This window comes from Rhodopseudomonas sp. WA056, from assembly GCF_010906995.1.
Lineage (GTDB): Bacteria > Pseudomonadota > Alphaproteobacteria > Rhizobiales > Xanthobacteraceae > Rhodopseudomonas > Rhodopseudomonas palustris_G.
The window spans coordinates 1-20419 of sequence record NZ_QPFS01000029.1; the positions used below are offsets into that span (position 1 = coordinate 1).

Sequence of the window (20419 nt, forward strand, 5' to 3'; positions counted from 1 at the left end):
ATCGTATCCCGTTTGATTTCACAGGATCGTCTCGCGACGGCGGCGGTGGCGATCGAGGAGCCGCTGCCATGACCGTCCACTTCATCGGCGCCGGCCCCGGCGCGCCCGATCTGATCACCGTGCGCGGCCGCGATCTGGTGATGCGCTGCCCGGTGTGTCTCTATGCCGGCTCGTTAGTCCCGCGCGAGATCGTGGCGCTGTGCCCGAAAGACGCGCGCGTCGTCGACACCGCGCCGCTCGATCTCGACGCCATCACGGCGGAGTTCGTCGCCGCTACCGAAGCCGGCCACGACGTCGCCCGGCTGCATTCCGGCGATTTGTCGGTGTGGAGTGCGATGGGCGAACAGATCCGCCGCCTCGAGCAGCACGGCATCCCCTACACCGTCACACCCGGGGTGCCGTCGTTCGCGGCGGCCGCCGCGGTGCTCGGCCGCGAACTGACGTTGCCGGAGGTCGCCCAAACGGTGGTGCTGACCCGGACCTCGGGCCGCGCCTCTGCGATGCCGCCGCGCGAGACGCTGGAAGCCTTCGCAGCCACCGGCGCGACGCTGGCGATCCATCTGTCGATCCACGTCCTTCCCGACGTCGTCGAACGGCTGCGCCCACACTACGGCGACGACGGCGCGGTCGCCGTAGTGGTGCGCGCGAGCTGGCCGGAACAGCAGGTGATCCGCGGCACGCTCAGCTCGATCGCCGCGCAGGTCGCAGCCGAAGGCATCGACCGCACCGCGTTGATCCTGGTCGGGCCGTCGCTCGCCGCCACCGATTTCCGCGAGAGCTCGCTGTACGCCCCCGACTACGACCGCCGCTATCGCCGCTCGGCGGAGGACGGCCGTGACCGTGACTGATCACGTACTTCCAACAGCGAAGAAGGGCCGACCACCGGGGCTGATCATCGCGGCGCCGTCGACCAACAGCGGCAAGACCACGGTGACGCTGGCGCTGCACGCGGCGCTGCGCCGCCGCGGCCTCACCGTGCAGCCCTACAAATGCGGGCCCGATTACATCGATCCGGCGTTCCACGAGATCGCCGCCGGTCGCCCCTGCTACAATCTGGACTCCTGGTCGTTCGGCCAGGACCGCATCACCTCCCTGCTCGATGCCGCGGCCGGCGCAGACCTCTGCCTCGCCGAAGGCGTGATGGGGCTGTTCGACGGCGGCAGCGCATCTGGCGCCTGGGGCAACGGCGCGACCGCCGATATCGCCGCGTTCACCGGCTGGCCGGTGGTGCTGGTGATCGACGTCGCAGGCCAGGCGCAATCGGCCGCCGCGCTGGCGCTCGGCTTCGCCCGCTATCGCAGCGATGTGCGCATCGCCGGCGTCATCCTCAACAACGTCGCCAGCCCGCGCCATGAAGCGCTGGTCCGCGACGGTTTCGCCGCGCACGACATTCCGGTGCTGGGCAGCTTTGAGCGGCAGCGCGATCTCACGCTGAAGAACCGCCATCTCGGTTTGGTGCAGGCACGCGAGACCGCGAGGCTCGACACCCGCCTGCAGCAACTCGCCGACAGCGCCGTGCGCAGCATCGATCTCGACGCGGTGATCGGCTCCGCGCAACCGGCGCGCCCGATCGCATCGTCGATCCGGCCACTGCCGCCGCCGGGTCAGCGCATCGCGCTGGCGCACGACGATGCATTCTCCTTCATCTATCCGCACCTCACCGCCGGCTGGCGCGCGGCCGGCGCCGAGATCGTGCCGTTCTCGCCGCTGAACGACGAAGGCCCAGATCCGTCCTGCGATGCCGCGTGGCTGCCTGGCGGTTATCCCGAACTGCACGCAGGACGCCTCGCGGCAGCGACGCGATTCAAGACGGTGCTCACCGCATTCGCGGAAACCCGCCCGGTGCACGGCGAGTGCGGCGGCTACATGACGCTGGGTGCCGGCCTGATCGATGCCGACGGCACGCGCCATGCGATGGCGGGACTACTCGGCCTCGAAACCGACTTCGCCACCCGCAAGCTGCATCTCGGCTACCGCCGCGCAACCTTGCATACCGCCGCCGCCGGGTACGCCGCCGGCAGCGTGCTGCGCGGCCACGAATATCACTACGCGCGCGTCGTCACCGTGGCGGACGAGCCGCTCGCCGAGATCCGCGATCCCGCCGGACAGCTCACCGATGAGACCGGCAGCCGCCGCGGACCCGTCCCCGGCACCTGCGTCCAGCTGATCGCTGTCGCCGAGGAGGCGATCGCCTGATGTTCAAGTCAATCGAAAGCGCCGCCGCCAACGGCCGCATCACGCTGGTCGGCGCCGGCCCGGGCGATGCCGACCTGCTGACGCTGCGGGCGATCAAGCGGCTGCAGGCCGCCGACGTCGTGCTGTACGACGACCTCGCCGGCGAAGACTTCATGGCGTATCTCGATCCTAACGCCGAGATGGTCGCGGTCGGCAAGCGCGCAGGTCATCCCTCACCGCGCCAGGATGAAGTCAGCCGGCTCGCGATCAGCTACGCGCTGCGTGGCAAGCATGTGGTGCGGCTGAAGGCCGGCGATCCGACGCTGTTCGCGCGCGCCGACGAAGAGCTCCGCGCCGCGCGCGAGGCCGGCATCGCGGTCGAGATCGTGCCTGGCATCACCACCGCAACCGCTGCCGCCGCCGCGATCGGCGCGTCGCTGACCAAGCGCGGCGTCGCGCGCCGGGTGCAATTCGTCACCGGCCACGATGTCGACGGCCGCCTGCCGCGCGATCTCGACCTCGCGGCCCTGGCGGACGCGACGGCCACAACCTGCGTCTATATGGGCAAGGCCACCTTCCCGGCCCTCGCGGCGCAACTGATCGCCCGCGGCCTGAGCGCTACGACACCTGCCGTGATGGTCGAGAGCCTCGGCTCTGGCACCACAAATGTCGAGCGCGGCACCGTCAGCGAGATTGCCGCTCGCCTCACCGCCGACCGGCCGGCCGGCCCCTGCATGATCCTGTACGGCGCCGCGCTGGAAGAAGGCTGAGAACCGGCGCGCCGGACCGAGCTGTCACCAAGCTTCGTTCAATCGTGTGCCGCGGCCGAAGCAACGCCGTGCCTCCGGCTGATCTGCTCGATCGCATCCGACAGCCGATCGAGCGCGGCCGGCAGCATCGGACCGCCGCAGACCGTGAGCTGATCGGGGACAACGATCCGCCGGGTTTGCGGATAGGCCTGCTGAATCGCCGGATGCAGCAGCAAAGCCTTGCCCTGATCCTCAGCCTGCGGCTGCTGCTCCGACACCAGCAACAGATCCGGCCGCGCAGCGACGATGGCTTCAAGCGACGCGAAGCCGCCATAGCTGAGGCCAAGATCCGAGGCGGCATTCGACAGCCCCACCGTGTGCAGCAACGAGCTGAGCAGACTGTCGCCGCCGGTCACCCAGCCGCGCCGCGACAGCGCCAGCACCCGGCCCTGCCAGCGTGACGCCGTTTGCCGCGCGCGCTCGGTTGCCCGGTCGATCGCAGCGATCATCGCGTCCGCTCGCTGCGGATGGCCGACGAGCTCGCCGGCCCGAACGATCTGCGCCTTGACCTCGTCGATCGTCCGCGGCACGTCAAACTCCTCGAGCGGGATGTGCTGCGCGCGCAGCAGCTCGCGGGTGGCGCGCTTGCCGTAGCGGCCGGCCAGCACCACGTCGGGCGCCAGCATCAACAGATCCTCCGCCTCGCCGGACAGCGACGGAAACCGCTTTGCCTCGTTCGCGAGCCAGGACAGCCGCGGGTCACGCGCATAGGGCCCAAGGCCCATGATCTGCTCCGGATCGGCCAAGGCGATTAGCAACTGATCGGTGCACATATTGATCGAGGCGATCCGCTTCGGTGCGGCGAACACCGGCGATGACAGCAGGCCGATCACACCGAGGCTGATCAGTCCGATGACCGGCAGCGCCAGATGGCGTAGCCAAGGGGTCAACCGTTGCTCGCCCGAAACGACGGGCGCACAAGCGCCGCGATGCCGCGCAGTTGTTCTGGTCAAGACGACATCCTCCGCCGGCCCATCGCCGAACGAGTTGCACACCTGTACCGGCCGGTCTCCTGGCTCGCGGATATCCGGCGCGTCCGCCTTCCCGGCCAAGCCGGCCAGTGGCATTCGAGGACGCTCCGATCCGCCCACAGTTGCGAGGGCAGCCACGGCATTGGGGCAACGACACCCCGCACCGCATTCCCGTTTCACCCCTCGTGCGAGGGGCACCGGTACTGGTTTCGGTTAAGCACGCCGCCCCGGGCCGCACAAGGCAGACGATCCGCCGAATGGTCGCCCGCCGGGGCGGGCCACTGCCGGTGGCACCGTCTGGCCGCCCGACAGCAAAGCGAGGGTCGCAGCCTGCCCCCTGTTCATGACGCTTCCGCGCCCTGGGACGCCCTGACATAGGCGTCGTACAGGCGTGCCTCCGTGGCATCGTCCATGGTCTGATCGAGCAGTGGCAGCAGTGCCATCTCTTCCTTCTGGACGTGCACGACCATGCGTTGCACCAGCTCGGCGCCGGCGCGGCTGAACTCGCGCCAGCTATCGGCGTCGAAGCCGTTTGCCTGCGCACGCCGGGCCTGCGCAATCAGCTTTTCGCCGAGCGGCCGCATGAAATTGTGCTCCTCGGTGAGATGGTCGCCTATCAGTTGATCGCCGACCGAATCGAACATCGTGAACAACTGCGTCTCTTCGAAGTCGAAATGCCGCAACGTATCTGCTTCGATCGCCGCAGAGAGATCGGCGAGCAGCCGCGCGCCGGCGGGATCGGCCACGCTGATCGGCTGACGACGCGAGATCGCCGCCTCGAGCCGCTCCATCAGCGCGATGGTGGCGCGATGCTCGTCGTGCAGGGTCTGGCTGATGCGGTTGGCAAACATGGCAGGCTCCTTGAAACTAACAGTTGCGGGTGCGGCCCGAAGTGAGCGACGGCAGAATGCTGGCGATGTAGGCGGCGAAGGCGAGCGCCCCGGCGGCGCCAACCACCGCAGCACCGGCAGCGAGCTGCGGAATGTCGAGCACGATCGCCAACGCCAGCACGGCGATCGCGATCAGATGGCAGACCGCATGCGCCTTGAGCGGGGCAGCGACGCCGAGGTCTGTCAGCAGCGGCGGTCCGCCGCTGGCGCGGCTGACATGCATCGAGGCCAGAAACGGCACGATCCGCTGCAGCACGCCGAGCAGGAACGTCATCAGCCAGCCGCCGAGCGCCACCAGCCCGAACAGCGTCGGCCCGCCGAGGCCGGCCCAGCCCTGTAGCGCAGCAAGCGCTGCAAGCGGCGTCAGCGCCAGCATGACCCAGGAGAAACGGATCAGCACAAACGACAGGCCGAGGCGCTTGCGCATGCCGCTCGCCAGCGCGACGCGCATCAACCCGAGATGCAGGCCGACCGCGACCGCGCCGACCACGCAGGCCGCAATCTGCAGTGCGACGACATCGTCAAGCGCACCGATCGTGCCGAGCGCCACGGTGGCGGTGGCGGCGCCGAAGCCGAACCATGCCGTCCGCTGATCCGGCGCGTTCGACAGCGCGAACATCGGGATCAGCACGTGGCTGAAACCGAGCGCCAGCATTCCCATGAAACCGAATCCACCGAGGATCATATGGGCGCGCGCCGCCGCGGCGTGATCAACGAAAACCCCGAAGCGATGGTCAAGCGACAGTGCGAGGCCCAGCGCCACGAGCGCGATCAGCGAGGCGAGTGCCGCCCAGCCATAGGCGCGTACCACCGGCATACTTCCGGCGCGCCGCAGATTGTCGGCCAGCAGCACGGCGAACAGCAGCAGTCCCAGCGTCGTCGCCGCAGCACCGCCGATCATCCAGATGCTATCAGCAGCCGCCATCCCGGCGATCAGCACCACCGCGCCCGGGATCAGCAGCCAGGATGCCAACCGGATCGGCCACACCGCCGCCAACGGCCGCGTCGTCGCCACCGGGAGAAGCTGCACCGCAGCGCCGACCGCGGTGAATGTCAACACGCCGAGCGTCAACAGATGCACCGCGGCCAGCGACGGACCGGCCCCGCCGCGAAACCGCGGAAAGTCGTCCGCTGCCAACAACACCGCGCCCCAAAGCAGAACGTGACACACCGCGGCGGCGACGAAGAACCGGAACGGAACCGAAGCGGGCAGCAGCCGGCTCTTGGCCGTCGCGAGAAATCCGCTGGCAGCGATCATACGGGGCCTCGCTGGATCTCAAGCAGCACCTCGCCGTCCCGCAGCGGCATGTCAGCGGCCGGCGTCACCATGCGATGGCGCCAGCCCCGCGCGTCGAGCTCCGGATACAACAGCAGCGGCTCCTGACTGACGAGCGCCGTCAATCCGTCCCCCGCCTCGCCGCCGTCGATCAGGCGAAGCACCGCCACCAAGGGCTCGGGACACGGCAGGCCGCGGACGTCGACATGCAGCCGGTCGCCGACGTACCAGCGGCGTCCTCGTTCGGTTCGTGCGTTGCTGCGGCTCATCGCGGCTCACTCCATGGCTCAGCCGACGCTAACCGGGCGAACCCAGCCATCTTTGTTCTGCCGCAAGCTCAATCGCGAATGGCGGGTCAGAACAGCCCGTGCACACCGCCGACCGCGCCGAGCACGGTGATCAGCGAAATCGTGCTCAGCACCCGATGGCCGCGCAGCGCCACCCGGAAGGCGCGGTCGGGATCGCGCCGCGCCCGCGCGTCGAACCAGGCGTGCAGAAACAGCGGCTCGGCCACGAACAGCATCACGATGAAAATCGCCCACAGTCCGAGCATCGCGCCGAGCCACCAGAATTGCGGATCAGCGAGCTGATCCCAGCGGTCATAGGCGTACAGCATGTAGAAACCGGAGATCCCGACCAGCAGCGTCGAGATCCGCGCCTGGGCGGCGAAGCGACGCTCCAACGCATCGAACAACGGCAGCCGCTTCGTCGCTTCCATGTCCAGAAGGCTCGGCAGGATCACGAAGGTGACGAACAGCAGTCCCCCGATCCAATGCACCACGCCGAGCACATGGATGATACGAAAGACGGTCGGCCAATCCAGCATCACGACATCACCGCGGCGTCAGAGCAGCACGCGCTTCCTTAGGCGCGCAGCCACTGCACGCTCCCCTCTGCATCCGCCAGCAACACTTCGACGCCCGCCCGCGCGCGAAGGATCGCGACGATGCGGCTGCGGTCGAGCACGCTGAAGGCGGTCGACAGCGCATCGGCCTCCGTCGCGGTTGGCGCGACCACGCTGACAGAACGATACGACGAGGGGCAGCGTCCCGTCGATGGATCGAACAGATGCGTGAACTGACCCGCCGGATCGAAGCGAAAGCCTGCGCCGGATGACGTTGCGATAGCACGATCCACCAACTCGACGGTACCAAGCTCGACGCCGGCTTTCTCCGGATCGGCCAAGCCGACCCGCCAGGGCGCACCGTCCGACTTTGCGCCGATCGCCCGGATCTCGCCGATGTCAACCAGCGTGGCGGTCATGCCACCCTTCCGCAGCAGATCGACCACGCGATCGGTAGCGAAGCCTTGCGCGATGCCGTTGAGCGTGATGGCGGCGCCCGGTCGTTTCAATGCGATGCGATCAGCCGACACCAGCACATCGTGGTAACCGACCTTGGCCAGCGCGCTTGCGACCTCCGCCTTCGCCGGACCGGCAGGATCAGCTCCGGACCGCTCGAAGTGGCTTCGATAGAGTTCCCACAACGGCTGAACAGTGGGATCGAACGCACCGCCGGTCAGCGCAGCAAGATCCAACGTCGTCTGCAGCAGCGCCACCATGTCCGGATCCGGCGCAATCAACACCCCGGATCGATTGAGCACGCAGATCGCCGAGTCCGGCCGGTACAGGCTGAACATCTGCTCGAGCCGGCGCACTTCGTGCACACTGGCCTCGACCAGCCTCGCCGCGGCGACGCGATCAGGATGGTGGATCTCGATCGACACCTGTGCGCCGAGCGCCGAACCGCGCCAGCGCACCGGCCCGCCCGCCTGCGACGGCACCGCACGCCCGAGCATGGCGACGCCGAACGCGCTGGCAGCGATGGTGACGAAGCGCCGCCGGTTGAGTGCTGACTGCGTCATGGCATTTCTCGCTAATTCATCCGGGTCTCGGTCGCACCGTGATGATCGCTGGCGGACGACGCATCGCTGCCGAGGACGTAGTTGCTGGGAATAGCATCGAAGGCGACCACCCGCCCTCCGTTCGCGGCGGCGAAGGCCTCGGCGGCGCCACGGTCGCTGAACGGCACGGTCTCGGCCGCCCCCATCCCGCCGCGCTTGCGGCTGTCGATCACGAAGAACGCCTTCCTGGCATCGACCCAGTTGGTTTCGCCCGGCTGATCCCAGTTCGGCGCCCGCCCCATGTCCGAGACGTAGATCGCGCGGATGTCGCGCGGCTGATCCGGCATCAACGTGAAGGCAACCGCATCGCGCGCGGAGGAAAACCAGTACGGATCGATCCGGCTCGCGGTGATGATCTGCCCCTTCGGACCGGGATGCTCGACGAGGTTCATGCCGCAGAACACGCCCATCGCCTCGTCGTTCAGCGCCACCGGCGGCGGCATCACGGCCGAACCGGACTTGTCGTTGCAGCCCGCGAGCAGCAGCGCGGCCGCGAGCAAGACGATACAACCTGAAATTCTCATAGCTCCCTCCGGGCGAATACCAAGATGGCGAGGCCGAGCGGCACCGCGACCCATGCCGCCATGCCCGCAAGCAGGCTGACGAAACTGGGATGCACGGTGCCGGCGAGGCCCGCCATGCCGGCGAACTGGCTGACATTGGTGCCGGTCAGATTGCTCAGCCGGTACAGATCGGTCGGATTGAAGAACAGCAGCACGTTGAGCACGCCGCTGGAAATCAGCCGGCCCTGATCGACCACCAGCACGCCGAGCAGCGCCATGTCGAACACCAGCACCAGCAACAGCCAGATCCCGACCGCGATGCCGGCCGCGGTGCCGCGCTGGCGTACCAGGCTGGACGCCGCATAGCCGAGCGCGACGAACACCGCGCCGAGCAGCACCGAGGTGCCGAGCATCGCGGCAAACGCCGCCCAGCTCTGCGACGACACCGGCGTGCCGCTGATCACCAGTGCCAGCGCCGAGACGCCGTAACCGACCAGCGTCGCGAAGCTCAGGATGGTGACGTGGCCGAGAAACTTGCCGAGCACGACGTGCGTGCGTGCGACCGGATAGCTCAGCAGCAGGATCATGGTGCCGCGCTCCATCTCGCCGACGATGGCGTCGTGCGAGATCAGCAGCGCGATCAGCGGCAGCAGGAAGATCGTCAGGCTCGACAGGCTGACGATCACCACGTCGAGCGCGGCGGCGCCGACATGGCCGGTCGGAGCGCTGCCGAGCAGCGTCAGCGACAGCGACAATCCGGCGAGCAGCAGCGTCGCGGCAAACACCCAGCGATTGCGCAAGCCTTCCTGAATCTCCTTCAGAGCGATCACCGCGATGGGCTTCATGCCGCCCGCTCCTGCCGCCGAAGAAAATGCGCGTACAGCTCGTCGAGGGTCGGCTCTGCAACGACGATATCAGCGACGGCGGGGTCGCCTGCCGCCTGCCGCAGCAACCGCATCTTGCCGGCGTGATCGACGACGCCGATCTCGCAGCAATCGTGCTCCATGACCACCTCGTTCGGGAACCAGACCGGACGTGCGGCAGGGGCAGCCAGCTTCAACCTGAGCCGGATCGGCAGCCCCGCCAGCGCACGCAGCTCCGCCAGCGTGCCGTCTGCGACCAGGATGCCGCGGTTCATGATCAGCACCTGTTCGGCGCGGCCTTCGAGCTCGTCGAGCGCGTGCGACGAGATCAGCACCGTGGCCCCGTCGCGCCGCAGCTCGTCGAGGATTTCGTAGAACGTCAGCCGCAGCGCCGGATCGAGCCCAGTGGTGGGCTCGTCGAGCAGCAGCACCCGCGGCCGACCGAGCAGCGCCTGCGCCAGCCCGAGCCGCTGCCGCATGCCTTTGGAGTAGGTGCCGACCAGCCGCCGCGACGCTTCGCCGAGGCCGACCCGCTCCAATAGCGCCGCGCCTTGCTTGGCGTCGCTGCCCTTCAACCGCGCATAGAACGCCAGCGTCTCGCGCCCGGTCAGCGCGGCGTTGAACGCAACGTTCTCCGGCAGGAAGCCGAGGCTGCGGCGGCCCGCAAATTCGCCGGCAGCCGGGTTCTCGCCGAGCACGCGGATCGATCCCTTGTCCGGACGGATCAGGCCGAGCATCAGTTTGATCAGCGTGGTCTTGCCGGCGCCGTTGTGCCCGACCAGGGCGCTGAGCCGCCCAGGCTCGAGGGCAAACGACACGTCGTGCAGCGCCCGCACCGCGCGGTAGCGCTTCTCGACATGCTCGATGGCGACAGTCGCGGTCATGGCGCCACTCCCGGCATCGGCCGCGGCGGCGGAGCGATCAGCGGGCGGGTATCGACCACGCCGCCCGGATACAGCGCTGGAAACTGGCTCTGCGCCCAGCGCAGCACCTGAACCGCCGGACTGTTGATCAGCAGCTTGGCGGCGGGAGCGGTCCACAGCACCCGGTCGACCAGATCGTTCGGCCGATACGCCGCGTCGGCGATGCCGTCGTTGTCGAGGTCGAACGCCGGATTGTCGCTCCAATAGTTGCCGCGCCCGTCCTTCGACCAGTCGAGGTCGCGGGTGCCGACGTATTTCACCTGATTGCGGTTGCCGATGAATGCATTTCCCACGATCTCGTTGCCTTCAGAGCCGGCGGTGAAATGCACGCCGATCTCGCAGCCCTCGAACCAATTGTCGCGAAACCGGTTCTTGTTGGCGTTGTAAATGAACACGCATTTGGTCGGACCGAACTGCGCATCTACCGCGCCGCGTTCGACCGGCGTCATGCCCTTGTCGGCGGCGACGCCTTCGAAATCGGCGCTGATTCCGGACAGCGGTCCGCCGACGACGCGATTGCGTTCAATCCGGGCGAAGTTCGCATAGTTGAACAGAAGGCCGAAATCGCGGTCGCGCTCGGAGACGTTGCCGAGGATCGTCAGCCGGTTGGAATACATGATGGCATAGCCGCCGTGATTGCCGATCGAAACGTTGCCGCTGATCTCGCTGTCGTTGGTGTACATGTAGTGCACCGCGAACCGCACCTTCTCGAACCGGTTGTTGATGAAGCGATCCTTGCTGCTCGTCACCGAGAAGATGCCGTCGCGGCCGTAGCGGATGGTGTTGCCGTCGACGACCACGTCCGGCGCGTTCCACACCCGCACGCCGTTGCCGGCATCGTTGAGCCGGACACCGCGCAGGCCGTCGATGATGTTGTGGGCGACCCGCGACCCGCGGGCGCCGTGGATGTTGACGCCGAACAGGTTGTCGTCGAGGCGGTTGCCCTCGATCAGCGACCGTTCGGCGGTCTGGGTCAGGAAGATCCCCGAATCCATCGCCTGCGGGTCGCGGCCCGAGCCGCGCACCGTCAGGCCCCGCACCGTGACGTCCGGCGCCACCACGGTGATGACGCTGCCCTGTCCATGCCCGAGCACGGCAGCGCCGGGCTGACCGATCAGCGCGAGCCTGCGCTCGATCCGAATCGGCCCGCGATAGTCTCCCGGCGTCAGCGCGACGATGTCGCCGTCGCTGGCGCCGTCCAGCACCGCCTGCAGGTCCGACGACGGCACGACGTCGATCCGCGCGGCCGAGGCCGCGCCGGCCGCAGCGACGCTAACCAGCGCCGCCGCCACCGCGATCATCGATCGCACCGTCATCGCCATGCTCAGACGCTCTTCGGCTCGACCAGCATCCGGCCCTTCATCTCCATGTGCATGGCGTGACAGAACCAGGAGCAATAGTACCAGTACACACCGGGACGATCGGCGGTGAACGACACCGACGCGGTGGCGTGCGGCGCGACCTCCATCTGGATGCCGTAGTTGACGATCGAGAAGCCGTGGGTGAGGTCCTCGACCGTGTCGATATTGGTGACGTAGACGGTGACGTGATCGCCCTGCTTCACGTCGAACTCGGTGAGGCCGAAATTCGGCGCGGTCGACACCATGTAGACCCGCACCTTGTCGCCATCGCGGATCACCTTGGAGTCTTCCTCGAGATTGACGCCGTCGGCCTTGGCCTGCTTCACCGCATCGGCGAACATCGGGTCGGCCCGCTCCCAGATCGAGATCGGGTTGATCTTCGAGCGATGAACGATGGTGGCGTCGTGCGGCTCAGCGAAGCTCGGGCCGTCGTGCACCAGCTTCATCTTCTCGCCGGAGATGTCGATCAACTGATCGTTCTCCGGCTTCAGCGGACCGACGTTGAGGAAACGGTCCTTGGAGAACTTGTTCAAGGAGATCAGCCACTTTCCATCGGCTTCCTTGGTCTGCCCCATCGACGAGTGATTGTGCCCCGGCTGATAATGCACATCGAGCTTGTCGATGATCGGATTGACCTTCTCGCCCTTGTAGGCGCGCCTGGCCAGATCGATGTTCCATTTGCAGATCTGGCTGTCGATGAACAGCGTGGTGTAACCGTTGCCCTTGCCGTCATAGGCGGTGTGCAGCGGCCCGAGGCCGAGTTCGGGCTCGGCGACCACGACGTCGCGCGGCTTGATCTTGTCGTCGAACAACTGATCGAACAACCGCACGTCCATCACCGTCGCGGTCGGCGACAGCTTACCGTTGGCGACGATGTGAATGCCGTCGGGTGCGGTGTTCATGCCATGCGGACCGTTGGGCACCGGGACGTAGCGGGTGTAGGGCGAGCCGTGGCGGCCGTCGATCATCGGCACGCCGCCCATCTCCTTGAAGTCGCCTTTCTTCACCGCCTCTTCGATCCGCTTCAGATTGAAGATCACCACCCAGTCCTGGTCGTTGGCGGTCATCTCCGCGGCGGTGACGCCCCCTTCCGAATTGTAGCAGGTGGCGAACGCATATTTTCCCTGGTAGTCGGCGTCGACGTTGTCGAGGTTGCCGTCGACCATCACCTGCCAGGCCACCTTCATGGTGTCCCCGTCGATCGCGGTGAACACGGCGTGATAGTCCTTGGTCTTGGTCAGGTTCTTGCCGTCGTTCGGCAGCGGCACGCGGTCCTCGCCGTTGCAGAACACATAGCCGGTGCGCGGATATTTCTGCACCCGGAGCCCGTGCACGGTGTGCTGGTTCGGCAACTGGATGATCTTGTCGCACTTCATCACGTCGAGCCGGACGCGCGCGACGCGGGTGTTGGCCTTGTCGTTCATGAACGCGTAGCGACCGTCGTAGGTGCCGTCGGTGAACGACAGATGCGGATGGTGGAGGTCGCCGTTGAGGTAGGTGCCGCCCCGAGTCTTCAGGAACTCCCGGGCCTCCGGCAGCAGCCCTTCGGTCAGCACCTTGAGGCTTTCGTTGGTCTGGCCCCAGCCGGTCGCGCTGCAGCGGTTGAACACCGGCACCCGCATCAGTTCGCGCATCGACGGCAGACCCACGATCCGCAGCTCGCCGGACTGACCGCTGGAGAAGAACACGTAGTACTCGTCGAGTTCGCCCGGATGGACCTCGGTCTTCTGAATTGCCGGCCGCGCCGGCAGACCCGGCTTGGTCTGCGCCTCAGCGGTCGCGATCAGCGTGCCGCCGGTGCCGAGGGCCGCACCGCCGACAATGCCGACGCCGGCAGCCGCCGCACTGGTTCCGAGTAGCGTTCGCCGGCTGAGGCCGTGTCCGTGATCCTGGTCGCCCATGTTGTTCTCCTTGGGTTTTACGGTGCTGGAGGTGACGAAATCGCGTCCGCGGTCGGGGTGCCGACTGGCTTTCCCCCGGCGAGGATCACGGTGGCGGGGCCCTTGCCGCCGCGCATCGATGTCGACGACAGCGCCTCGCGCTTCTCCCGCTTCAGCCGAAGCTGGATCATGTGCGGGCAGCGGTGGTCGTCGAAATACAGCTCCTGGCAGTGCATACAGTAGATGCACTCGTTGACGTTGATGTGGCCTTCCGGGTGGATCGCCTGCACCGGGCATTCCTTGGCGCAGCGCTGGCACGGCGAGCCGCATTCGGGCCAGCGTCTGAGCCATTCGAACATCCGGATCCGGCCGGGAATCGCCAGCGCCGCGCCGAGCGGGCACAGATAGCGGCAGAAGAACCGCTCGACGAACAGGCCGGCCGCGAGCAGCGTCGCCGCGTAGATTACGAAAGGCCACTCGCGCGCGAAATTGAGGATGATCGCAGTCTTGAACGGCTCGATCTCGGCGAGATGCTCGGCCGCCGCGGTCGAGTAGATCGACAGGCCGAACAGACCGAGGAACACGATGTACTTGATGGGCCACAGCCGCTCATGCAGCCCCCACGGCACATTGAACTGCGGAATCCTCACCGCCTTGGCGATGTTGTTGAGAAGCTCCTGCAACGCCCCGAAGGGACAGAGCCAGCCGCAGAACGGTCCCCGCCCCCAGAACAGCAGCGCCGCAGCCACCGATGCCCACAACACAAAAATCAACGGCGCCGACAGGAAGTAATCCCAGCTGAAGCCGGCGATCAGCGAGTTGGTGAAGGTCAGAACGTTGACCACCGAGAGCTGCGCGTTGGCGTACCATCCGAGCCAGACCAGAATGAACGTCAGATACGCGCGGCGCACCCAGACATACACGGTCGGTCTGCGCACCAACTGGTTCTGGAAGAAGAAGATCAGCGTCAGCGTCACCAGCGCGACCGCGAGAATGCCGATCCGCACCAGATCGCCGCGCCAGATCCGCATCCACAGCGGCTCGTCCTGCTCGGCCTCGGCCTGCGAGGGTGGCGGCGATGCGGCCGCAACGCTCGGCGTAGCCGCCGGCGTCACCGTCGGCGCAGGCGTATCGCTCACCGTCACCGCCCGCTGCTCTCGCTTGATATAGCCGTCCGGCAGCGTGTAGCCGAGATCGAAGGTCAGGAACGCCTTGTCGCGTGCGCCGATCACGCGTTGCACCAGAAGCTGCAGCGACCACGGCTCGGTCGGATCGAAGCCGAACTCGGTCGGCACCAGGAACAGCCCGATCTCGGGGAAATCCGGCGCGCCTTCCGCCGCGAGGTCGCCGAGACGGGTGTGGTCGCGATCGCGGAAGCGGATGCTGTTGCCGTCCTGGATCAGTTCGATCCGATCGAAAATGCCGCCGCGAACATAGCCGGAGCCCTTGAACGAATAGGTCCCGCGGCCGGCGATCACCAGCGCCTGCTGCCCCGGCTTCAGTCGCGAGGTCAGCCGTCGATAGCCGTCGTCGCCGAGCAGGCTGCGTCCGATCGTCGGCACGGCGACGTCCGCCGCATAGAGTTCGATGAAGGTGTCGGTCGGCTCGCCGGGTTCGGGGCGATCCGCCGCTGCACGGTTGCCGGACTTTTCGAACGCCTGATCGACATCCGCATTGGTCAGCACCAGCCGGCGCACCGAGCCGTCACCGACCAGGCTCTCCCAGTCCCGTACCTCGCTCCTGGCGAGATCGATGGTCTTGGTGACGGGCGGTGGCTGCGCAACTTCGCTTTGCCCGCCGCCGATCCGGCCGCTCTTGATCAGCTTGGTGGCCGATCTGACCACGCTGTCGCCGATCACCAGCACGGTGACGGTTGCACCGCTGACGATGTCGACCTGGGGCGCCGCCGCCTTGCCGCGTGCCACCGGCGCCAGATCGGCACCGATCAGCTTGTTGACGGCGGCGAGGATCTTGGCTTCCGGAATCCCGACCAGAACGATCGGCTCTTTATGATCGACCAGCTTCAGGCCGGTGATGACACCGTTCGGATCGATGCCGACCAGCATCTGGATCGGCTTGCCGGAATATCCGGTGGCGTTGACAAAATCCGAATTCAGATAGGCGAAGCCGAGCAACCGGTCGCCTTGGTATGCCGGCGCCAGCGCAGGATCGCCCTGCATCGATCCGAAGCGGTCCGCGCCCGGCACGAGTTCGGACGGTGTGGCACGGCTGAGATAATCGCCGAGACGGCTTGCGGCGTTCGCAACCGTGACGCCGCCCGCAAGAGCGAACACAAGCAAAAAAAGGGCAAGGATCGGGCGCAATCTGCTCAACGGTTCGGTTCCAAGTAGTGGACAGAACGCCGTTGTTCTGGATCGCGTGGTCAGCTCTCGATAGCAGCCGACAAAGACACCGATTTGCGCCAGCGCAAATTCGGCACATAATGACTAAACGGCTCAACCAGAGACGACCATGCGTAACACTCCGCTCTTGACATCGACACCGACGCACGCGGTGAAGGATCTTGCCGAGCTCTATGCTATTGCGCTGGTGCAGGCAGAGCGCGCCGCCACCAGTTACGATCGGATGGCTGCGTCGCTGACCGACGACAGCGACCACACCAAAGAGCCCGTTCGTTGCGTGTTCGAGACACTGCGCGAACGCGAACAGGATCGTGTCGCCGAAATCAGGCTACGTCGCTCCACTCTTGCTCGCAAGCGGTCTGTTTCCGAAGTCCCACCGGCGGCGATCGAGAATCTGGTTCCAGAGCAGGAACTCACCGAACTTGCAGATTCGTCGTTATCAACTCCTTTTCAGGCATGGGCGATCTCCGTCCGGCATCGCCAGCGCGCCTTCGTGTTCTGGACCTACGTCGCAGCGTACGCCACCGACCCCGAGCTTCGCATCGCAGCGGAGACCTTGGCGCGGGAGGCGTTGACGGATGCCGATCTGCTGCGGCGCGAACGGCGGCTGGCCTGGCGCGCTGAGCGGGCTGCCAAGGGAACGGACGCAGACGAGCGGAACTTCGGCGAGATGTCCTCGGCCGCGCTGATCGAAAGCCTGCTGCTCAAGGAGATCGCACGGTGGGCACAGGTGTTGATGCCTCCTGAGCGCGAACGATTGTTGAGCTCGAGCGGCGTTGCGACAGCGGACCTCGCTGCGATCGGCGCCGAGCTTCCCGGCCTGCCGGACGGCGACACGCCGGCGGAGGTGCCGCGGCGCGTGGTTCGTTATGCCGAGCAACTGACGTCGATGTACCTCGACGAATCCGACCGCGCCACAGATCAGGCCGAACTGGAATTGGCGCAGACGCTCGCATCGTCCTCGATCGCACGACTGGCGCGCTTGCGAGCGTTCGCGAACTCGCTTCGTCACTGACCAGTTTGAAATTCTCAGGTTCTTTGCGCCTCGACAACGAAGCCGCAGGCTGTTGCCTCGATGCTGCTCGGCATGAAACAACAGCAACTCGTCCCATCAATCGATGTCAGGACTCTTCCCCGCTCGTCGCGGCACCCGACCGTCTTCAGCCTGTTCGATCAGCTCGCGCCAGGGCATTCCTTGGAACTACTGAGCGACCACGACCCGCGGCCGCTCCGCTATCTGTTCGACGTCAGGCGCACCGGGAGCTTCCACTGGGACTATCTGCAAGCCGGATCCACCGTTTGGCGAGTCCGCATCCGCAAACTCGCCGCCGCGTCCGACTCCGCCGCCGCAGCCGGGTGAGAGGCGCAAGCCGCCACTGGCACCGGCTCATCCTCGGCCCGGCTCCCGCGCTCTGCGTCCCGCGATGATCGCTCCCACCCCCAGCAGCGCCACTCCGGCCAACACCGCGAGCTTACTGATCTCTCCGGCGGGCGGCAGGCCGCGGCGAGCGAGCCAGCCACCCGACGTGCCGGTTCCGCGCGCGACCGGCAACCGCATCGCGCCGTCACTGGACGGCGCTTGTCCAGCGCGGGCGAGAAGTCGGCGCATTCCGGCTCCGATGATTTGTTCAGTGATCTTCGGCGCTAACGCATAGGACAATTGCCCGGCTCGCGCCGGCCAGCCGACGGCCACCTCGACGCGGGGACGATCGACCAAATCGACGAACGTTTCCGCGACATCCTCCGGCGGATATAATAGCGGTCCTGGATCGAGGGTTCGGCCCGAATGATTGGCGCCGTGAATGAAGCCCGGCGTATCGATTATGGCCGGAAACACCCCGCAAACATGCACGTCGGGGGTGTCTGCGAGTTCCTGCCGGAGGCTCGATGTGAAGCCGCGCAGCCCGAACTTGCTGGCCGTGTAGGCCGCCGCGAACGGAGTCGGAACCCAGCCGCCGAGCGAAATCGTGTTGATCAGCACGCCGCTTTTCTGCCGCAAGAAGATCGGCAGCACCGCGTAGCTGCCGTACATAGTGCCGAGCAGATTGACCTCGATCGTACGGCGATGCAGCGCCAGATCGGCATTCTGGAACGCGCCGAACACACCGGTGCCGGCGTTGTTGATCCAGACGTCGACGCCGCCGAGGTCTTGGTCCACTTTAGAGGCGAGACGCTGTACAGCGTCCGGATCGGTCACGTCGGTTTCGATCGCGAGCGCCCGCCCACCCAGTGCTTCGCATTCCGCCGACAGCCGTTCGAGTACTGCGATCCGGCGCGCCGCCAGAACCACGGTGGCGCCCCGCCGTGCGAAAGCGAGCGCGGCTGCGCGGCCAATTCCACTCGACGCGCCCGCGATCACCACACGAAGACCTTCCATCGTATTCGAACGAGGCTCCTGAACGTCGCGGCCGAGCCAGCGCAGCGAATGCGCCAGCCGCTCCGTCGCGGCGGTGTCGAACCAGTCACCATGCGCGAAGATCACCCGATCCGGCGCCAAAGCGATCAATCGCCGAGCCACCTCCTTTACGGGCCGACCGCCGAGACGCAGCAGCCAGCGCAGATACGCCGGCGCCATTCCGCCCGGCGCAGCAGACCCGATCGCTTCGGTGGTGAGCGCGGCGGGAATCGGCAGCCGACGCGGATCGATATTCTGCACCAGATCGGTGAGTATCAGGCTGCGGCTCGGCCGATGAAACAGCGCGACTTCGGTATAGAACGCACCGTGAATCAGGAACGTCTCCACTTCACCCGCCCAAGCCTCCGGCTCGCCGTCGAGAAGTTCCTCATCAATGTGTAACTTCGCGCGCTGCACCTGCGCACGCTCTGCCAAGCCCGGCGCGGCGAATGTCAACACGTCGGGAACGGCCGCCTGCCAATCCTGGATGAACATCCAGTGCGCGACGTTCGGCGCGACCAGATAGCGAATCCGTCCCAGACCAGCAATCCGGTCGTGTAGTTCGCGGGCATATTGCGTCGGTGAATGCAGGAGAAGATCACCGCTGGAAAGACGGATCACCGTCATTCGAATCGGCAGCGGCAATCCCGCCGCGACGATCCGCGGGGCATCGACGATCCACACGTCGTCGGCCACCGAGTCGATGCGATCGCCGTACTGATTGTTGGAATGATGCTTGGATTGATTCTGGGAAACGTCTGCCATACGTCCTCCGCGCCCGCGGCTTTCCGCGTCGGTCGCCGCCTCTTCAGTGAGTGGCGATAGCCCTGGCACCGGCGCCCGTCATTGCCGCTTCAACCTTGGCGGCATCCGCATGACTGCAGTCGATCGCCACTTCGATGACGTCGTTCAGCTCGGCTTCCCCGTGCTTCTCGAGCCCGGGATGGCCGCTTTCCACGTCGGCGCCCGCGAGCCGCGTCCCGGCGCTGTTGGCCGCTCCGCGCGGCTGGACCGAAACCGCTGATCTCTCGACACCTAATTCCTGCACCAGTCGCTCTACGGCGAGCTCCGCCTCGCGCCTGGTCGAAAACTGGCCGGTGATCTTGCTCTGCATCGTCGTCTCCATCGGTTGTCGCGTTGTCCGCAACCCGGCTCGGACGAACCTGTTCCTGTCCACGACGACATCCGCTGCAACGGCCGGCACGCGGAAGCGCGGATTCGCGCTTCACCATCGTCGCGCTACTTCAATGTCATCGAACCGATTTCAATCGCCGAACTGCGCCAAGCTCTGCACCGGCACGAGCTGCGCCACCATGATGAGGGAGGCGACGAATCCGACGAACACCGCGCTTCTCCAGCTCCACACCAAATGGAGCAGCATCAGCGCCAGCAAGGTCCACGGCAGCGCCGCAATGATATCGGGCGGCATCGAGGTCACCCTCCTCTCGTCACTTCACCAGATGTGGTATTGTACGGGCGCCTATACGGACACCGAAACAAACAGCATCAGGCCCCTCGCAAGGCTGCATCCGGCGAGGTTCGACGCTCCAGTCTGCCGATTGCGCGGCGATCGTCTCACGACAATCTGGCGCTCGCGAGCACGTTCCTAAATCGGGGGAGCGTACCAAAGACGCACTGTGCAGATCGCTCGTTACGAGACTTCAATCTCGTCGTGCGAAAAGCCGGCGCAATCGCGACCCTGCGCCTCGATCAGGCTGCGGATCGCCCGCTTTAGTCCGCGCTTGCGAACCATCGTCGTCGCGGTGGTCGCATCCACCCATTGGCGCTGCCGCTGCAACCGTTCAGGCCAGTTGTCGAATTCGGCGATCACCCGAAATGGAAACAGGTCGACCTTGCAGCGGATCGGCTGGCCATGCTTCAAGCGCTTGTTGGTGAAGCGGCCGACCGGGACCAGCGCGGCCTCGCCGTGCAGGCCGGCTTCTTCCATCGCTTCGATCTCGGCGGTCTTGTGCGGCGGATGGTCTTTGATCGGCCAGCCTTTCGGCACCGACCAGTGACCCTTGGTGCGTGTGGTCACCAACAGCACCTCCGTGCCGCGCGACGTGATGCGGAACGGGATTGCGCCGTACTGCTTGACCTTCATGCTG

General features: G+C 66.3%; 21 protein-coding genes and 1 riboswitch. Of the genes, 5 read left to right on the plus strand and 16 right to left on the minus strand.

Annotated features, from left to right (window positions below; all coding sequences use genetic code 11):
* The first annotated feature begins 68 nt into the window (after positions 1 to 68).
* The 3 genes from cobM to cobA are packed head-to-tail and all read left to right on the plus strand — an operon-like array spanning position 69 to position 2945.
* Positions 69 to 848, plus strand: a complete 780-nt coding sequence (gene cobM / locus DU475_RS08300) for a precorrin-4 C(11)-methyltransferase (RefSeq protein ID WP_164631662.1) — start codon at positions 69 to 71, stop codon at positions 846 to 848.
* Entirely contained in the window at positions 835 to 2196 is a 1362-nt protein-coding gene (locus DU475_RS08305) for a cobyrinic acid a,c-diamide synthase CobB (protein ID WP_164631663.1), read from the plus strand. Before cobM ends, DU475_RS08305 begins: the two co-directional genes overlap by 14 nt.
* Positions 2196 to 2945: a uroporphyrinogen-III C-methyltransferase gene (gene cobA / locus DU475_RS08310; protein ID WP_164631664.1), complete on the plus strand. Its 750-nt coding sequence runs from the start codon at positions 2196 to 2198 to the stop codon at positions 2943 to 2945. The genes DU475_RS08305 and cobA overlap by 1 nt, the downstream gene beginning before the upstream one ends.
* Before the next feature lie 38 nt (positions 2946 to 2983).
* Here the strand turns inward: cobA and DU475_RS08315 are convergent, their stop codons facing one another.
* The 12 genes from DU475_RS08315 to DU475_RS08370 all read right to left on the minus strand — a co-directional run bounded on the left by DU475_RS08315 (position 2984) and on the right by DU475_RS08370 (position 15847).
* Complete coding sequence (locus DU475_RS08315; RefSeq protein WP_164631665.1) at positions 2984 to 3937, minus strand: ABC transporter substrate-binding protein; 954 nt, start codon at positions 3935 to 3937, stop codon at positions 2984 to 2986.
* 32 nt (positions 3938 to 3969) lie between these two features.
* Positions 3970 to 4172, minus strand: a riboswitch (cobalamin riboswitch).
* Between the two features lie 124 nt (positions 4173 to 4296).
* Complete coding sequence (locus DU475_RS08320; protein ID WP_013503120.1) at positions 4297 to 4806, minus strand: hemerythrin domain-containing protein; 510 nt, start codon at positions 4804 to 4806, stop codon at positions 4297 to 4299.
* Between the two features lie 16 nt (positions 4807 to 4822).
* Complete coding sequence (locus DU475_RS08325) at positions 4823 to 6103, minus strand: hypothetical protein (protein WP_164631666.1); 1281 nt, start codon at positions 6101 to 6103, stop codon at positions 4823 to 4825.
* Entirely contained in the window at positions 6100 to 6390 is a 291-nt protein-coding gene (locus tag DU475_RS08330) for a DUF2249 domain-containing protein (RefSeq protein WP_164631667.1), read from the minus strand. The genes DU475_RS08325 and DU475_RS08330 overlap by 4 nt, the downstream gene beginning before the upstream one ends.
* Before the next feature lie 86 nt (positions 6391 to 6476).
* Positions 6477 to 6947 carry a membrane protein gene (locus DU475_RS08335; RefSeq protein ID WP_013503123.1) on the minus strand — a complete coding sequence of 157 codons (471 nt, stop codon included), beginning with the start codon at positions 6945 to 6947 and terminating at the stop codon, positions 6477 to 6479.
* 38 nt (positions 6948 to 6985) lie between these two features.
* The gene (locus DU475_RS08340; protein ID WP_047309070.1) at positions 6986 to 7984 is read right to left on the minus strand and encodes an FAD:protein FMN transferase; all 999 of its coding nucleotides are present in this window, start codon (positions 7982 to 7984) and stop codon (positions 6986 to 6988) included.
* An 11-nt stretch (positions 7985 to 7995) separates the two neighbouring features.
* Complete coding sequence (locus tag DU475_RS08345; RefSeq protein WP_164631668.1) at positions 7996 to 8547, minus strand: nitrous oxide reductase accessory protein NosL; 552 nt, start codon at positions 8545 to 8547, stop codon at positions 7996 to 7998.
* Entirely contained in the window at positions 8544 to 9371 is an 828-nt protein-coding gene (locus DU475_RS08350) for a DUF2705 family protein (RefSeq protein WP_013503126.1), read from the minus strand. The genes DU475_RS08345 and DU475_RS08350 overlap by 4 nt, the downstream gene beginning before the upstream one ends.
* Positions 9368 to 10273, minus strand: coding sequence for an ABC transporter ATP-binding protein (locus DU475_RS08355; RefSeq protein WP_164631672.1), 906 nt, complete (start codon positions 10271 to 10273; stop codon positions 9368 to 9370). The genes DU475_RS08350 and DU475_RS08355 overlap by 4 nt, the downstream gene beginning before the upstream one ends.
* A complete protein-coding gene (locus DU475_RS08360; RefSeq protein ID WP_164631674.1) occupies positions 10270 to 11634 on the minus strand; it encodes a nitrous oxide reductase family maturation protein NosD in 1365 nt (454 codons plus the stop codon). The genes DU475_RS08355 and DU475_RS08360 overlap by 4 nt, the downstream gene beginning before the upstream one ends.
* A 2-nt stretch (positions 11635 to 11636) precedes the next feature.
* Positions 11637 to 13574, minus strand: coding sequence for a TAT-dependent nitrous-oxide reductase (nosZ, locus tag DU475_RS08365; protein ID WP_013503129.1), 1938 nt, complete (start codon positions 13572 to 13574; stop codon positions 11637 to 11639).
* A gap of 17 nt (positions 13575 to 13591) precedes the next feature.
* A complete protein-coding gene (locus DU475_RS08370; protein ID WP_349644171.1) occupies positions 13592 to 15847 on the minus strand; it encodes a 4Fe-4S binding protein in 2256 nt (751 codons plus the stop codon).
* Between the two features lie 178 nt (positions 15848 to 16025).
* Between DU475_RS08370 and DU475_RS08375 the strand changes: the two genes are divergently transcribed.
* Together DU475_RS08375 and DU475_RS08380 are read left to right on the plus strand one after the other, a co-directional pair.
* Entirely contained in the window at positions 16026 to 16931 is a 906-nt protein-coding gene (locus DU475_RS08375) for a ferritin family protein (RefSeq protein ID WP_164631678.1), read from the plus strand.
* 60 nt (positions 16932 to 16991) lie between these two features.
* On the plus strand, positions 16992 to 17276 hold the full coding sequence (locus DU475_RS08380) for a DUF2249 domain-containing protein (protein WP_164631680.1): 285 nt from the start codon (positions 16992 to 16994) through the stop codon (positions 17274 to 17276).
* A 27-nt stretch (positions 17277 to 17303) separates the two neighbouring features.
* On the opposite strand, the gene DU475_RS08385 is transcribed toward DU475_RS08380, so the two are convergent.
* The 4 genes from DU475_RS08385 to DU475_RS08400 form a co-directional block, all read right to left on the minus strand.
* Positions 17304 to 19076, minus strand: a complete 1773-nt coding sequence (locus DU475_RS08385) for an SDR family oxidoreductase (protein WP_164631682.1) — start codon at positions 19074 to 19076, stop codon at positions 17304 to 17306.
* Positions 19077 to 19119: 43 nt separating this feature from the next.
* On the minus strand, positions 19120 to 19425 hold the full coding sequence (locus DU475_RS08390) for a hypothetical protein (protein WP_164631684.1): 306 nt from the start codon (positions 19423 to 19425) through the stop codon (positions 19120 to 19122).
* 150 nt (positions 19426 to 19575) lie between these two features.
* On the minus strand, positions 19576 to 19740 hold the full coding sequence (locus tag DU475_RS08395) for a hypothetical protein (RefSeq protein ID WP_013503134.1): 165 nt from the start codon (positions 19738 to 19740) through the stop codon (positions 19576 to 19578).
* Between the two features lie 222 nt (positions 19741 to 19962).
* Positions 19963 to 20415: an NUDIX hydrolase gene (locus DU475_RS08400; RefSeq protein WP_164631686.1), complete on the minus strand. Its 453-nt coding sequence runs from the start codon at positions 20413 to 20415 to the stop codon at positions 19963 to 19965.
* Positions 20416 to 20419 lie beyond the last annotated feature (4 nt).